At 64.8% G+C, this 14,465-nt stretch carries 10 protein-coding genes and 1 pseudogene; 8 read left to right on the top strand and 3 right to left on the bottom strand.

The window, feature by feature from the left end; translation table 11 throughout:
- Positions 1 to 115: 115 nt before the first annotated feature.
- Together AC1RUK_RS18555 and scpA are read left to right on the top strand one after the other, a co-directional pair.
- The gene (locus AC1RUK_RS18555; RefSeq protein WP_481834461.1) at positions 116 to 1,558 is read left to right on the top strand and encodes a methylmalonyl-CoA mutase subunit beta; all 1,443 of its coding nucleotides are present in this window, start codon (positions 116 to 118) and stop codon (positions 1,556 to 1,558) included.
- Entirely contained in the window at positions 1,555 to 3,675 is a 2,121-nt protein-coding gene (gene scpA / locus AC1RUK_RS18560) for a methylmalonyl-CoA mutase (RefSeq protein ID WP_481834460.1), read from the top strand. The genes AC1RUK_RS18555 and scpA overlap by 4 nt, the downstream gene beginning before the upstream one ends.
- A 103-nt stretch (positions 3,676 to 3,778) precedes the next feature.
- Here scpA and greA read toward each other — a convergent pair whose 3' ends face one another.
- Positions 3,779 to 4,252 (bottom strand): transcription elongation factor GreA, encoded by a 474-nt coding sequence (gene greA / locus AC1RUK_RS18565; protein WP_436171646.1) that lies wholly within the window; start codon positions 4,250 to 4,252, stop codon positions 3,779 to 3,781.
- 118 nt (positions 4,253 to 4,370) lie between these two features.
- Here greA and AC1RUK_RS18570 point away from each other — a divergent pair, with 118 nt between their 5' ends.
- The gene (locus tag AC1RUK_RS18570; RefSeq protein WP_481834459.1) at positions 4,371 to 5,747 is read left to right on the top strand and encodes a TIGR03808 family TAT-translocated repetitive protein; all 1,377 of its coding nucleotides are present in this window, start codon (positions 4,371 to 4,373) and stop codon (positions 5,745 to 5,747) included.
- On the opposite strand, the gene AC1RUK_RS18575 is transcribed toward AC1RUK_RS18570, so the two are convergent.
- Entirely contained in the window at positions 5,740 to 6,744 is a 1,005-nt protein-coding gene (locus tag AC1RUK_RS18575) for an asparaginase (protein ID WP_481834458.1), read from the bottom strand. The genes AC1RUK_RS18570 and AC1RUK_RS18575 overlap by 8 nt on opposite strands.
- Positions 6,745 to 6,772: 28 nt before the next feature.
- Positions 6,773 to 7,939 carry an acetyl-CoA acetyltransferase gene (locus AC1RUK_RS18580; protein ID WP_481834457.1) on the bottom strand — a complete coding sequence of 389 codons (1,167 nt, stop codon included), beginning with the start codon at positions 7,937 to 7,939 and terminating at the stop codon, positions 6,773 to 6,775.
- Positions 7,940 to 8,138: 199 nt separating this feature from the next.
- Between AC1RUK_RS18580 and betI the strand changes: the two genes are divergently transcribed.
- The 5 genes and pseudogenes from betI to betB all read left to right on the top strand — a co-directional run bounded on the left by betI (position 8,139) and on the right by betB (position 14,415).
- Positions 8,139 to 8,729, top strand: coding sequence for a choline-binding transcriptional repressor BetI (betI, locus tag AC1RUK_RS18585; RefSeq protein WP_436171642.1), 591 nt, complete (start codon positions 8,139 to 8,141; stop codon positions 8,727 to 8,729).
- A gap of 23 nt (positions 8,730 to 8,752) precedes the next feature.
- Positions 8,753 to 10,249, top strand: a complete 1,497-nt coding sequence (betC, locus tag AC1RUK_RS18590) for a choline-sulfatase (RefSeq protein WP_481839461.1) — start codon at positions 8,753 to 8,755, stop codon at positions 10,247 to 10,249.
- Positions 10,246 to 11,248, top strand: a pseudogene (locus AC1RUK_RS18595) (threonine/serine dehydratase family protein). Before betC ends, AC1RUK_RS18595 begins: the two are co-directional and overlap by 4 nt.
- On the top strand, positions 11,241 to 12,893 hold the full coding sequence (betA, locus tag AC1RUK_RS18600; protein ID WP_481834455.1) for a choline dehydrogenase: 1,653 nt from the start codon (positions 11,241 to 11,243) through the stop codon (positions 12,891 to 12,893). Before AC1RUK_RS18595 ends, betA begins: the two are co-directional and overlap by 8 nt.
- Before the next feature lie 58 nt (positions 12,894 to 12,951).
- The gene (betB, locus tag AC1RUK_RS18605) at positions 12,952 to 14,415 is read left to right on the top strand and encodes a betaine-aldehyde dehydrogenase (RefSeq protein ID WP_481834454.1); all 1,464 of its coding nucleotides are present in this window, start codon (positions 12,952 to 12,954) and stop codon (positions 14,413 to 14,415) included.
- The last annotated feature ends 50 nt before the right edge of the window (positions 14,416 to 14,465 follow it).

The raw sequence follows: 14,465 nt of genomic DNA on the forward strand, positions 1-14,465 counted from the left end.
TGGCAATCGGTTAGCTATCCCCGGGAACTGGCGGAACGGATGCCGCATTGTGATATCCAACCGGGGACCTTAGACTGGGCTCCCGGCTGATGCAGCCGAGAAAACGGGGAATGCAATGGGCGCCGGCGCCTTGACCATGGATGTCGACCTTCCGAACGCTGAGCGCCAGCGCTGGCTGGCCTTGGCGGAAAAGGCACTCGCCGGCGGGTCCTTCGAGGACAAGCTTGTGTCGCATAGCGACGACGGCATCCGCATCGAGCCCCTCTACGAGCGTTCGATCGCGGCTGAGCCGCTGGTGCGGGCAAATCCGAGAGCGCCATGGATCGTCAGCCAACGCATCGACGATCCGGATATCGGCCGCGCCAAGGCGCAGGCGCTGGAAGATGTCGCGCAAGGCGCGACCGGGCTGTCGCTGGTCTTTGAAGGCGCGCCGAATGCCTTCGGCTACGGCCTGCCGAGGACGGCCGAGGCGCTGGAAACTGTGCTCGACGGCGTGCCACTCAACCACATCCAGATCCGCATCGACGCCCATCCCTGGAGCCGCGCCGTGGCCGACTGGCTGGTGGCGTTCCTCGGCAAGCGGCGCTCCGACCCGGCAAAGCTCAATCTGTCTTTCGGCATCGATCCGGCGGCGATCTTTGCCGGCACTGGCCGGCTGCGCATGTCGATCGAGGCGCTGCAGGCGTCGATGCCTCAATCGCTAGCGCATTTCTTCTCGATGGGCGTTCCGGGCGTGCTGCTCGAAGCGGACGGGCGCGTGTTCCACAATGCCGGCGCCACCGAGGCGCAGGAACTCGGCGCGATGCTGGCTTCGGCGGTCTCCTACCTCAGGATGTTCGAGCAGGCGCGCCAGCCGCTGGTCTATGCCGCACCCCATATCGGCTTCGCGCTCAGCGTCGACCAGGACCAGTTCCTGTCGATGGCCAAGGTCCGCGCCTTGCGCCGGCTGTGGGCACGAATCCAGGAAGCCTGCTCGATCCCAGCCTCGACGGCCAGCATCCATGCCGAGACGTCCTACCGCATGATGACCGCGGCCGACCCGGAGACGAACATATTGCGCACCGCGATCGCCGGTTTTGCCGCGGCCGCAGGGGGCGCCGATTCGATCTCCGTCCTGCCGCACACGATCGCGCATGGACTGCCGGCGGGCTTTGCCCGTCGCGTCGCCCGCAACACGCAGCTGATCATGGCCAATGAAAGCCATATCGACCATGTCGCCGACCCGGCCAGCGGCTCGGGCGCCGTGGAAGCGCTGACCGCCGACCTCTGCGCGGCCGCCTGGGAGGAATTCCAGCGGATCGAGGCGGAGGGCGGCGTGCTGGTCAGCCTGCAGCAGGGATACATCCAGAATCGCGTTCAGACCGCGTCCGCGAAGCGCAATGCCGCATACCGGGCAGGCGAACGCGCGATCGTCGGCACGACGCTTTTCCGATCCGGCACCGAGCGTCCGGTCGAGACGCTGCCGGCCGAGCGGCGGCCCGCCTTGACCGAGGGCGTGGCGGTTTGCGAGCCGCTGTTTCCGGTCCGCATCGATCAGTCGATCGGAGCCGGATCATGATCCCGGATTTCAGCCAGATCGGCTGGTCGGCGCCACGGCGCATGCCGGCCGAGGTCAAGGGCCAGCGGCTAACGCCGGAAGGCATTGCCGTCAAGCATCTCTACAACCAGGGCGATCTCAAGGGATTGCCGCATCTCGACACCTATCCGGGCCTGCCGCCCTTCGTGCGCGGCCCCTACCCGACCATGTATGTCCAGCAGCCGTGGACGATCCGGCAGTATGCCGGCTTCTCGACGGCGGAAGAATCGAATGCCTTCTACCGGCGCAATCTTGCCGCCGGCCAGAAAGGCCTGTCGGTCGCTTTCGACCTCGCCACCCATCGCGGCTATGACAGCGACCATCTGCGCGTTGCCGGCGATGTCGGCATGGCGGGCGTCGCCATCGATTCGATCCTCGATATGCGCCAGCTTTTCGACGGCATACCGCTCAACGAAATGACGGTGTCGATGACCATGAACGGCGCGGTGCTGCCGATCATGGCGCTTTACATCGTGGCGGCGGAAGAACATGGCGTTGCGCCGAAGGATCTCGCCGGAACCATTCAGAACGACATTCTGAAAGAGTTCATGGTGCGCAACACCTACATCTATCCGCCGAAACCCTCGATGCGGATCGTGTCGGATATTTTCTCCTACACGTCTCAGCATATGCCGAAGTTCAATTCGATCTCGATCTCCGGCTATCACATGCAGGAGGCGGGCGCGACCGCCGACCTCGAGCTCGCCTACACCATCGCCGACGGTATCGAATATGCCCGTGCAGGCGTCGCTGCCGGCCTCGACATCGACCGCTTCGCGCCGCGGCTTTCCTTCTTCTGGGCTGTCGGCATGGACTTCTTCATGGAGGTCGCGAAGCTGAGGGCCGCGCGGCTCTTGTGGTCGAGCCTGATGAAGAAGAATTTTTCGCCGAAGGACGAGCGTTCGCTGTCGCTGCGCACCCATTGCCAGACCTCGGGCTGGTCGCTAACGGCGCAGGATCCCTACAACAACATCACCCGCACCATGATCGAGGCGATGGCGGCGACTCAAGGCCATACGCAGTCGCTGCACACCAACTCTTTCGACGAGGCGATGGCGCTACCGACCGATCATTCGGCCCGCATCGCCCGCAACACGCAGCTCATCCTGCAGAAGGAATCCGGCACCACGCGCATCGTCGATCCGTGGGGCGGCTCGGCCTTTGTCGAACGGCTGACGCATGATCTGGCGGCGCGCGCGCTTGCCCATATCGAGGAGGTCGAAAGCCTTGGCGGTATGGCCGCCGCGATCGAGAAAGGCATCCCAAAACTGCGCATCGAAGAGGCCGCCGCCCGCACCCAGGCGCGCATAGATTCCGGCGAGCAGACCCTGGTCGGCGTCAACGCACATCGCCCGGAAAAGGATATCGAGGTCGATGTGCTGAAGATCGACAATGCCGAGGTCCGGGCCCGGCAATTGTCGAAGTTGCAGCGGCTGAAGGGTACACGCGATGTCGGCGCGGTCGAGAGCGCGCTCGCAGCTCTCACCCGCGCGGCGGAGAGCGGCGAGAACCTGCTCGAATTCGCCATCCGGGCCGCGCGCGCCAGCGCCACGGTCGGCGAGATTTCGCTGGCACTGGAAAAGGTGTTCGGACGCCATGTCGCCTCGGTGCAGACGATCTCCGGCGTCTATCGCAACGCGCTTGGCGACAATCCGACGGTCGACCGTCTGCAGGACAAGATCGCGGCCTTCGAGGAGAAAAACGGCAGCAAGCCGCGCATCCTAGTCGCCAAGATGGGCCAGGATGGCCATGATCGCGGCCAGAAGGTGATTGCCACCGCCTTCGCCGATCTCGGCTTTGACGTCACGGTCGGGCCGATGTTCCAGACGCCGGAAGAAATCGCGAAACTCGCGGTCGAGCATGACGTGCATATCATCGGCGCCTCATCGCTGGCGGCCGGCCATCTGACGCTCATTCCCGAACTCAAGGGTGCGCTGAAGAAGCTCGGCCGCAACGACATGCTGATCGTCGCCGGCGGCGTCATCCCGCCGCAAGACTATGGCGCGGTGCTCAAGGCGGGTGCAGCCGAAATCTTCCCGCCAGGGACCGTCATTCCGGAAGCGGCGGACCGGCTGATGGATCGGCTGCTGCAGGCTTGAGAGGCCTGTTATAATATGAATTCGTCATGGGCATCGCTGCCGGTGAGATCAACGAAGCCGGTGAAGCGGCTTTCTTCCGCGACCATGTCGTCAAGCTCAAGGATTAGCCGTCCGACAGCTTGACGATCTCCCACTCCTTGCCATTGACCTTTGCGACGTCGCCGACTTTCTTGCCGAACAGGGCCATGGCCATCGGCGACACGTGGGAAATCGAGCCCTTGGCCGGGTCGGCCTCGTCCTCACCAACGATCTTCCAGTGCACCTTCCTGCCGTCATCGCCTTCCAGCGTGACGCCCATGCCGAAACGAACCAGATCGCTGCCCGGCTCCGGCACAGAAAGCTCGGCGCTTTCGCGCCTGGCGGTCCAGTAGCGCAAATCGCGCGACATCAGCGCGATGCGCTCGCGGTCTGCCCTTTTCTCGGCCTTTGCCAGTTCATCGCGCAGCCCAGTCAACTCCGCCTCGATCTGCGCGAGACCGTGTTCCGTCACCAGGTTGCGATGCTGACTGACCGGCCGCTCGCCGATGCCGGCGATGGCGTTTTCGCTGTCTTCCTCGCGGGTGAAGGCCCTGCTCATACAGCAAACTTAGGCGTGTAAGGGTGACTTCACAAGCCATTGCCTGCGTTCCGGTCGGGTCGGTCCGGCTTGGCACGATTCCTGCGATGTGACTGCCAAACGCCAGGAATCTGTGCCGATGTTGAACAGACGAACGCTGCTCACGGGAACCACCGGCTTTGCCGTCATCGGCCTTGCGCTGGGCAAGGCCTCGGCGAAAGTCCTGCCCGGCATCGAGAAGGCCTCTATGCGCGGCTCGATCGACGCCACCGAGCTTGGCGTGCAGCCCGGCGCCGTCGACGACCAGAGCAAGGCCTTCGCCAAGCTGCTGCGCGACGCCACCGAGCGCGACATGCCGGTGTTCCTGCCGCCGGGAACCTATGTCGTGTCGAATCTGACGCTTCCCGCCCGTGTCAGGCTCTCCGGCGTGCCGGGCGCTACGCGGATCGTCTATGGCGGCAACGGCCATCTGATGATGGCCGAGCAAGCTGAGCATATCGAACTCAGCGGGCTGGTGTTCGACGGCGCCAACCGCTGGATGGCCGACTATGCGCAAGGGCTGCTCGACCTGCGCCGCGTCGCCCACCTAGCGATCGACAATTGCCAGGTCACCGGCAGCGGCAAGAACGGTCTGGCGCTGGAGCATGTGACCGGCCGCATCGAGCGTTCGGACATATCGGGCGCGGCGGACGCCGGCATCTATTCGGTCGAGGCCGGCGGCCTGGAAATCTCCCGCAATACCGTGTCCGACTGCGGCAATGGCGGCATCCTCGTGCATCGCTGGCAGCAGGCGGAGGACGGCACCATCGTCAGCGGCAACCGCGTCCAGCGCATCCAGGCGCGCAGCGGCGGCACCGGCCAGAACGGCAACGGCATCAACGCCTTTCGCGCCGGCAATGTCGCGATTTCCGGCAACATCGTCTCGGATTGCGCCTTCTCGGCGATCCGCGCCAACAGTTCGAGCAACCTGCAGGTCACCGGCAACACCTGCTCGCGGTCGGGTGAGACGGCGCTCTATTCCGAATTCTCCTTCGAAGGCGCGATCATCGGCAACAACATCATCGATGGTGCGGCCAATGGCATCTCGATCGTCAATTTCAACCAAGGCGGCCGCATGGGGGTGTGCTCGAACAACATCGTGCGCAACCTCTCGATCACGGGTCCCTACCCTGCCGACGCGCCCGGCTTCGGCGTCGGCATCAGCGTCGAGGCCGATACCACGGTGTCAGGCAATGTCGTCGAGAATGCGCCGCTCTACGGCATGCAGATCGGCTGGGGATCGTATCTGCGCAATGTCGTGGCGACGGGAAACATCATTCGCAAGGCGGGAACCGGCATTGTCGTGTCCGTGGTCGAAGGCGCCGGAACGGCTGTCATTTCGGACAACGTCATCGACAGGGCAAAAAACGGCGCCATCATCGGTCAGCGCTGGGCTGAGCCGGCGACACATGACCTCGCCTCTTCAGGCGACACCGGCTATGCGCATCTGACCGTCGAGCGCAACCACGTCAGTTGAGCGCAGCGGTCGGACGAAGCGAACCAACTTTCGCGCCGACGCGGCTTTCGATGGCCGGATTGGCTTGTTCAGTCAGCTTCGCCGCCAGCGACGCGTCAGCCTGAAGCAGCTTCGCCAGCACTGCAGCGATCATGACTTCGGCGGCGCGGCCGGCGCCGTCATCGCATTTCAATGCAATGCCCAGGCCAAGCTCCGGAACTGCGGCGCAGTAGACGCCCTCGGCGCCCGTCTTGACGAAAATCCGACCCGGTGCCGCCTGCATCAGCGCGACATCGGCGCGGCCGGTGCCAGCGACGAGAAAGGGCTCGGCCATGCAGGCGGAAAACAGTCGCTTGGCGGCCTTGGCGCGCACGGGTTCGAAACCGGCGCCGGTCGCCATGCGGGCAAAGCCCAGCGCAAAGTTTTTCAGCGGCACGGCATAGGTCGGGATCGAGCAGCCGTCGGTGCCGCAATGGTCGACATCATGAGCGGCCCCGGTCACCGCCTGCATGGCGTCGCGGACCATCTCCTGAAAGGCGTGCCCGGCCTTGACGTAGCCTTGATGGGCAACGCCCGAATGCACGCAGGTGCAGAGGAAGCCGGCATGCTTGCCGGAGCAGTTGTTGTGCAGCGGGTTCGGCAAGCCGCCGGTACGGGCAAGCGCCACCGTCGCATCATGGTCCAGCGGCCAATGTGCGCCGCATTCAAGTGCGGCCCGGTCGAGGCCGGCCCTGGCCAGCATCGCGTCAGCCAGTTCGGCATGCGCCGGCTCGCCGGAATGCGAGGCACAGGCCAGCGCCAGTTCCCGGTCGCCGAACCCATAGGCATCGGCCGCACCGCTTTCGACCAGCGGCAGCGCCTGGATCGCCTTGACCGCCGAGCGCGGGAACACCGGACGCGCCGTGTCGCCGATCTCCAGCAACGGCTTGCCATCGGCATCGAACACGGAGACCGCGCCGCGATGGCCACTCTCGACCACCGCACCGCGCAAAACCTCGACCAGAACCGGATTTGTCATGAAATCACCCGCGAAATGCGGGCCGCTTCTACCTGATCCGGTCGAGAATGGAAACGTAGTTGGCGACCGCGGCACCGCCCATGTTGAAAATGCCGCCGAGCTTGGCGCCCGGCACCTGGATGCCGCCGGCCTCGCCAACAAGCTGCATGGCGGTCAACACATGCATCGACACGCCGGTAGCACCGATCGGGTGGCCCTTGGCCTTCAGCCCGCCAGAGGGGTTGACCGGCAGGCGGCCGTCCTTCGCCGTGGTGCCGTCCAGCGCCAGTTTCGCGCCCTCGCCAGGCTTGGCCAGGCCCATCGCTTCATATTCGATCAGCTCGGCGATGGTGAAGCAGTCATGCGTCTCGACGAAGGAGAGGTCGTCCAGCGTCACGCCGGCCTTCTTCAGGGCCTGGTTCCAGGCGTGCTCGCAGCCTTCGAAAGCTAGGATGTCGCGCTTCGACATCGGCAGGAAATCCTGCACGTGCTCGTTGGCGCGGAAGGCGACGGCGCGACGCATCTTGAGCGCCGTCGAAGTGTCGGCGAGCACAAGAGCGGCCGCGCCGTCGGAAACCAGCGAACAGTCAGTGCGCTTCAGCGGTCCGGCGACGAAGGGGTTCTTCTCGCTCTCCTGGCGGCAGAACTCGAAGCCGAAATCCTTGCGCATCTGCGCATAGGGATTGTCGACGCCGTTCTTGTGGTTCTTGGCGGCGATCATGGCGAGTGCGTCCGACTGGTCGCCATAGCGCTGGAAATAGGCCTGCGCGATCTTGCCGAAGACGCCGGCGAAACCGGCCGGCGTTTCGCCATCTTCCGGCAGATAGGAAGCCTTGAGCAGGTTCTTGCCGATCTCGGGACCGGGCGTCGTTGTCATCTGCTCGGCGCCGACCACGAGCACCACGCGGGCGGCATTGGCGTCGATGGCGCGGATGCCTTGCCGGACCGCCGCCGAGCCGGTGGCACAGGCGTTCTCGACCCGGGTCGCCGGCTTGAAGCGCAGCCGGTCGTCGGCCTGCAGCACCAGGCTTGCGGTGAAATCCTGGGCGGAAAAGCCGGCGTTGAAATGGCCGAGCACGATCTCGTCGACATCGTCCGGACCAATGCCGGCATGGTCGAGCGCGTCCGTTGCCACTTTGACGATCAGGCCCTCCAGCGTCTCGCCTTCGAGCTTGCCGAAGCGCGAATGCGCCCAGCCGACGATGCATGCGGTCATGGCGGTCTCCATCCTCGGCGCCAGCCTAGCACGTAAGGCATCGGCGCGGTGTCCAAGCATTGTTCAAGTGTGAACCATTTCTGCCGCCCCGTGAAGGGCCGGAACAGAACAATCGTTTGGTGCAGCGCACACAGCTTCGATTTTTTGTTGATTGACGGATCAATAAAAAATAATCATGGGGCAAGAGCCGGGAACAAGAATGCCGAAAATCGGAATGGAGCCATTGCGCCGCAAGGCGCTCATCGACGCGACGATCTCGGCGATCGGCGAGCGCGGCTCGCTTGACGTGACCATGTCGGAGATCGCCGGGCGGGCTGGCGTGTCGTCCGCGCTTGCCCATCACTATTTCGGCGCCAAGGACGAGCTACTGCTGGCGACGATGCGGCACATACTGGCCGAACTGACCGCCGACACGCTGCGCGCCCTGGGTTCGGCCAAAACCTCACGCGAGCGCGTTTCGGCGGTGGTCGCCGTCAACTTCTCCGATCTCCAGTTCCAGCCGGAAACGATCGCCGCCTGGCTCGCCTTCTACGTCGAGGCGCAGAAATCGGCCGCATTGCGCCGGCTGCTCAAGGTCTATGCGCGGCGGCTGCATTCCAACCTGTTGAGCGGACTGACCGGTATCCTGCCGCGCAACGAAGCCGACCGCGTCGCCGAAGGGACCGCGGCGCTGATCGACGGGCTCTACATCAGGCGCGCGCTGAAGGACGGCGTGCCCGACGCCGCGACCGCGATCGCGCTGGTCGAGGACTATCTCGAAACGAAACTCAGCGGCCGGAGCGCGCAGTGAATCGACCCAATTTCCTCATCGTCATGGTCGATCAGCTCAACGGGACCTTGTTTCCGGATGGACCGGCCGATTTCCTGCATGTGCCGCATCTGAAGGCGCTTGCCGCCCGCTCGACGCGCTTTGCCAACAACTATACGGCCTCGCCGCTCTGCGCGCCGGGCCGCGCCTCGTTCATGAGCGGGCAATTGCCGTCGCGCACCGGGGTCTATGACAATGCCGCCGAATTCGCGTCTTCCATCCCGACCTTCGCCCATCATCTGCGCGCCGCCGGCTATTACACCTGCCTGTCGGGCAAGATGCATTTCGTCGGGCCGGATCAACTGCACGGTTTCGAGGAGCGGCTGACCACCGACATCTATCCGGCCGATTTCGGCTGGACACCGGATTATCGCAACCCCGGCGAGCGCATCGACTGGTGGTATCACAATATGGGCTCGGTGACCGGCGCCGGCGTCGCCGAGACCACCAACCAGATGGAATATGACGACGAGGTCGTGTTCCTGGCCACGCAGAAGCTCTATCAGCTCTCGCGCGAGCAGGACGATGCCACCCATCGGCCCTGGTGCCTCACCGTTTCGCTGTCGCACCCGCACGACCCTTACGTCGCACGCAAGCAGTACTGGGATCTCTACGAACATTGCCAGGCGCTGGACCCGGAAACAGGGTTCATCGCGCATGACGAGCAGGATACGCATTCGCAACGGCTCTATCACGCCTCCGACTACTCCTCCTTCGATATTTCCCGTGAGCAGGTGCGTCGTTCCCGGCGCGGCTATTTCGCCAACATCTCCTATGTCGACGACAAGCTCGGCGAGCTTCTCGACGTCCTCGGGCGCACTCGCATGCTCGACGACACCGTCATCCTGTTCTGCTCGGACCACGGTGACATGCTCGGCGAGCGCGGCCTGTGGTTCAAGATGAGCTTTTTCGAAGGCTCGGTGCGGGTGCCGCTGATGATTGCCGGCAAGGGCGTGCCCACCGGGCTGATCGAGGCGCCGGTCTCCAATCTCGACGTAACGCCGACGCTTTGCGACCTCGCCGGCATCGACATCGGCGCTATCGCGCCATGGACCGACGGCCAGTCGCTGTTGCCGCTTACCAAGGGCGGGCAGCGTACCGCGCCTGTGTTGATCGAGTATGCCGCGGAAGGCTCCTATGCACCGCTGGTCGCGATCCGCGACGGCCAATACAAATTCGTCCATTGCGAGCTCGACCCGCCGCAATTGTTCGATCTCGAAGCCGATCCGCTCGAGCGGGACAACCTAGCCGACGATCCGGCCAATGTATCACTGGTAGCGACGTTCATGGACAAGGTCCGGGCCCGCTGGGACATGGCCGGCTTCGACGCGGCGGTGCGCGAAAGCCAGGCGCGCCGCTGGGTCGTCTATCCGGCACTGCGCAACGGCGCCTATTACCCATGGGATTTCCAGCCGCTGCAAAAGGCGTCCGAGCGCTACATGCGCAACCACATGAATCTCGACAATCTCGAAGAGAGCAAAAGGTATCCGCGAGGCGAATGATGACAATTCTCATCCCCTCCCTCGATCACCTCAGGCAGGCCTACGCGGTCACCGCCAAGGCGACGCAGATCACGCCGTTGCTTGAGTTCGGCCGCACTTGCCCGCGAGACCGGTGCGGCTCGCGTCTTCGTCAAGCCGGAATCGCTGCAATGGGCGGGTTCGTTCAAGGTGCGCGGCGCCTATTGGCGGCTGAAGCGGCTTTCGCCTGACGAGGCGAGCAAAGGCGTCGTCGCCTATTCCTCCGGCAATTTCGCGCAAGGCCTGGCGGCAGCCGGCCAGGCGCTCGGCATCCCCGTTACCATCGTCATGCCGATCGATGCGCCGGCCGCCAAGCGCGACGCCACGGCGGGCTACGGCGCGCGCGTCGTGCTGACCGACCATGGTGAGCGGGCGCGTGAAGAGGTCGCCGCCGCCAAGGCGCGCGAGATCGCCGAGACCGAAGGGCTTACGCTGCTGCATCCCTTCGACGATCCGGAGATCGTCGCCGGCCAGGCCGGCGCCGGACTCGAAGCGCTCGAGCAACTCGATGTCAAGGGCGCCAAGGCCGATCTGTTGTTCTGCTCTGTCGGTGGCGGCGGGCTGATCGGCGGCGTGTCGCTCGCCTTCCACTATCTGTCGCCGGCGACCGAGATCATCGGCGTCGAGCCGGAGGGATTCAACGGCATGGGCTCGTCGCTGGCGCATGGCGCCATCGAGACGATGCCGATCGGCCCGAAGTCGATCTGCGACGGGCTGATGTCGCGGCGGCCGGGCGACGCGCCGTTCGCGGCGGTCAAGACGGCCGGCGTTCGCGGCATCACCGTCGACGACGCCGGGGTGCGCAGCGCGATGCGGATCGCCTTCGAGCGGATGAAACTGGTGCTCGAACCGTCGGGTGCTGCGTCGCTCGCGGCGCTGCTTGGGGGCAAAGTCGATGTAGCGGGAAAGACCGTCCTTGTTGTGGCTACTGGCGGCAATGTCTCGCTCGCCGATTTCATGGCGCATATGAACAATGCTTGAAGCAGATTTCGTCATCATCGGCTCCGGCTCGGCCGGCTCGGCCATGGCCTACCGGCTGTCGGAAGACGGCAAGCATTCGGTGATCGTCATCGAGTTCGGCGGCACCGATCTCGGGCCGCTGATCCAGATGCCGTCGGCACTGTCGATCCCGCTCAACATGAGCCTCTACGACTGGGGTTTTGCCAGCGAGCCGGAGCCGCATCTCGGCGGCCGCGTGCTGGCGACGCCGCGCGGCAAGGTCATCGGCGGTTCTTCCTCGATCAACGGCATGGTCTATGTGCGCGGCCATGCGCGCGACTTCGACCACTGGGCCGAGGAAGGTGCGACCGGCTGGGGCTTCGCCGACGTGCTGCCCTACTTCAAGCGCATGGAAGACTCCGACGGCGGCGAGGACGGCTGGCGGGGCAAGAGCGGCCCGCTGCATGTGCAGCGCGGGCCGCGACGCAATCCGCTCTACGGTGCCTTCGTCGAGGCCGGCCGCCAGGCCGGCTTCGAGCTGACCGACGACTACAATGGTGCCAAGCAGGAAGGCTTCGGGCCGATGGAACAGACCATAAGCGGCGGCCGCCGCTGGTCGGCGGCAAGCGCCTATCTGAAGCCGGCGCTCAGGCGAAAAAACGTTAGCCTGCTCAAGGGTTTCGCCCGGCGGGTGATCATCGAGAATCAACGCGCCGTCGGCGTCGAGATCGAAGCTCACAAACAGATTCAGGTCGTTAAGGCGCGACGTGAGGTGATCGTCGCCGCTTCGTCGATCAACTCGCCCAAGATCCTGATGCTGTCCGGCATCGGCCCGGGCGCGCATCTTCAGGAAAACGGTATCCAGGTCGTGGCCGAGCGGCCCGGCGTCGGCCGCAACCTGCAGGACCATATGGAGCTCTACATCCAGCAGGAATCGACCAAGCCGATCACGCTGAACTCGGTGCTCAATCCGTTCTCCAAAGCGCTGATCGGTGCGCAATGGCTGTTCTTCAAGACCGGCCTCGGGGCGACCAACCATTTCGAAGCGGCGGCCTTCGTGCGCTCGCAGGCCGGCGTCGACTATCCTGATATCCAGTATCATTTCATCCCGGCGGCGGTGCGCTACGACGGCAAGGCGGCGGCGAAATCGCACGGCTTCCAGGCGCATGTCGGGCCCATGCGGTCGAAGTCGCGCGGCTCGGTGACGCTGCGCTCGCCGGACCCGAAATCGAAGCCGGTGATCCGCTTCAACTACATGTCGCATCCAGACGACTGGACCGAGTTCCGCCACTGCATCCGGCTGACGCGCGAGATTTTCGGCCAGAAGGCTTTTGACGGCTTCCGTGGCAAGGAGATTTCACCCGGCAGCCACGTGCAGTCGGACGAGGATCTCGACGCCTTCATCCGTGACCACGCCGAGAGCGCCTACCATCCCTGCGGCACCTGCAAGATGGGTCGTGCCGACGATCAGATGAGCGTCGTCGATCCGGAGTGTCGCGTCATCGGCGTCGAGGGGTTGCGTGTCGCGGATTCCTCGATCTTCCCGCGCGTCACCAACGGCAACCTCAACGCGCCGTCGATCATGACCGGCGAGAAGGCGGCCGACCACATACTCGGCCGCACGCCGCTGGCGTCGTCCAACCAGGAACCATGGATCAATCCGCGCTGGCAGGTGTCGGACAGATAGAGCATTGTCGGGCGGACTGAACGATCCGCATGTCGCGAATGAAAATCGGAGAATAGCCATGCGCGCCCAGCCAACGGCATCGCACTATGTCAACGGCCGCTACCTGGACGACGAGCGGGGTGCGCCGTTGCCGGTCATCTATCCGGCCACTGGCGAGACCATCGCGACATTGCATTCGGCGACGCCGAACGTGCTGGAACTGGCGATCGAGGCCGCGCGGGCGGCACAGCCCGCCTGGGCACGTTTGAAGCCTGTCGAGCGCGGGCGCATCCTGCGCCGCGCCGCCGACATCCTGCGCGCACGCAACGCCGATCTCGCCCGCATCGAGACTTTGGACACCGGCAAGGCGATCCAGGAGACGCTGGTGGCGGACGCGCCGTCGGCGGCAGACTGCCTGGAATATTTCGGCGGCGCGGTCGCTGCCTTCAATGGCGAGTCCATCGATCTCGGCGGGCCCTTCGCCTATACGCGCCGCGAGGCGCTCGGCGTCTGCGTCGGCATCGGCGCCTGGAATTATCCGATCCAGATCGCCGGCTGGAAATCCGCGCCGGCTCTGGCCATGGGCAATGCCATGGTGTTCAAGCCGTCGGAGAACACGCCGCTGTCGGCGCTGGCACTGGCCGAGATCTACACCGAGGCCGGCTTGCCCGACGGGCTGTTCAATGTGGTGCAAGGCTATGGCGATGTCGGCGCCGGCCTCGTCGGTCACGATGTCGTCGCCAAGGTCTCGGTGACCGGCTCGGTGCCGACCGGCCGCAAGGTGCTGTCGCTCGCCGGCTCGAAGATGAAGCACGCGACCATGGAACTCGGCGGCAAGTCGCCGCTGATCGTCTTCGACGACGCCGATCTCGAAAATGCCATTGGCGGCGCCATGCTCGGCAATTTCTATTCGACCGGCCAGATCTGCTCCAACGGCACGCGCGTCTTCGTGCAAAGCGGGATCCACGACCGCTTCGTCGAAAGGCTGGTCGAGCGGACCAAGAAGATTCGCATCGGTGATCCGCTCGACCCCGAGACGCAGATGGGACCGCTCGTCAACAAGGCGCAGCACGAAAAGGTCATTTCGTACATCGAGGCCGGCAAGCAGGATGGCGCGACGCTCGCCTGCGGCGGCAATGTGCCGTCGCTGCAGGGTTTTGGCGGCGGCTTCTTCGTCGAGCCGACGGTGTTCACAGGCGTCACCGACAGCATGCGCATCGCCCGCGAGGAGATCTTCGGGCCGGTGATGAGCGTGCTGAAGTTCGACAGCGAGGACGAGGTGATCGACCGCGCCAACGACACCGAGTTCGGCCTTGCCGCCGGCGTCTTCACGCGCGACCTGCCGCGCGCCCACCGCGTCATCGCCGAGTTGCAGGCCGGCACCTGCTGGATCAACGCCTACAATCTGACGCCGGTCGAAATCCCCTTCGGCGGCTTCAAGCAGTCGGGCATCGGACGGGAGAATTCGCTGGCAGCGCTGGCGCTCTACTCGCAGCTGAAGGCGATCTATGTCGAGGCTGGGGATGTGGCGAGCCCGTATTGATTGGCGAAAGCCGGCGTGACAGCCGATCTCCCCCGGGGAAGTTTGGCAGC

The organism is Mesorhizobium monacense (assembly GCF_056781675.1).

What these genes read in the sequence shown, in the direction of transcription:
- betI (WP_436171642.1), top strand. Translation starts at nt 8,139, where the DNA reads ATGCCGAAAATCGGAATGGAGCCATTGCGCCGCAAGGCGCTCATCGAC.
- greA (WP_436171646.1), bottom strand. Translation starts at nt 4,252, where the DNA reads ATGAGCAGGGCCTTCACCCGCGAGGAAGACAGCGAAAACGCCATCGCC.
- AC1RUK_RS18555 (WP_481834461.1), top strand. Translation starts at nt 116, where the DNA reads ATGGGCGCCGGCGCCTTGACCATGGATGTCGACCTTCCGAACGCTGAG.
- AC1RUK_RS18575 (WP_481834458.1), bottom strand. Translation starts at nt 6,744, where the DNA reads ATGACAAATCCGGTTCTGGTCGAGGTTTTGCGCGGTGCGGTGGTCGAG.
- AC1RUK_RS18570 (WP_481834459.1), top strand. Translation starts at nt 4,371, where the DNA reads ATGTTGAACAGACGAACGCTGCTCACGGGAACCACCGGCTTTGCCGTC.
- betC (WP_481839461.1), top strand. Translation starts at nt 8,753, where the DNA reads ATGGTCGATCAGCTCAACGGGACCTTGTTTCCGGATGGACCGGCCGAT.
- betB (WP_481834454.1), top strand. Translation starts at nt 12,952, where the DNA reads ATGCGCGCCCAGCCAACGGCATCGCACTATGTCAACGGCCGCTACCTG.
- betA (WP_481834455.1), top strand. Translation starts at nt 11,241, where the DNA reads ATGCTTGAAGCAGATTTCGTCATCATCGGCTCCGGCTCGGCCGGCTCG.
- scpA (WP_481834460.1), top strand. Translation starts at nt 1,555, where the DNA reads ATGATCCCGGATTTCAGCCAGATCGGCTGGTCGGCGCCACGGCGCATG.
- AC1RUK_RS18580 (WP_481834457.1), bottom strand. Translation starts at nt 7,939, where the DNA reads ATGACCGCATGCATCGTCGGCTGGGCGCATTCGCGCTTCGGCAAGCTC.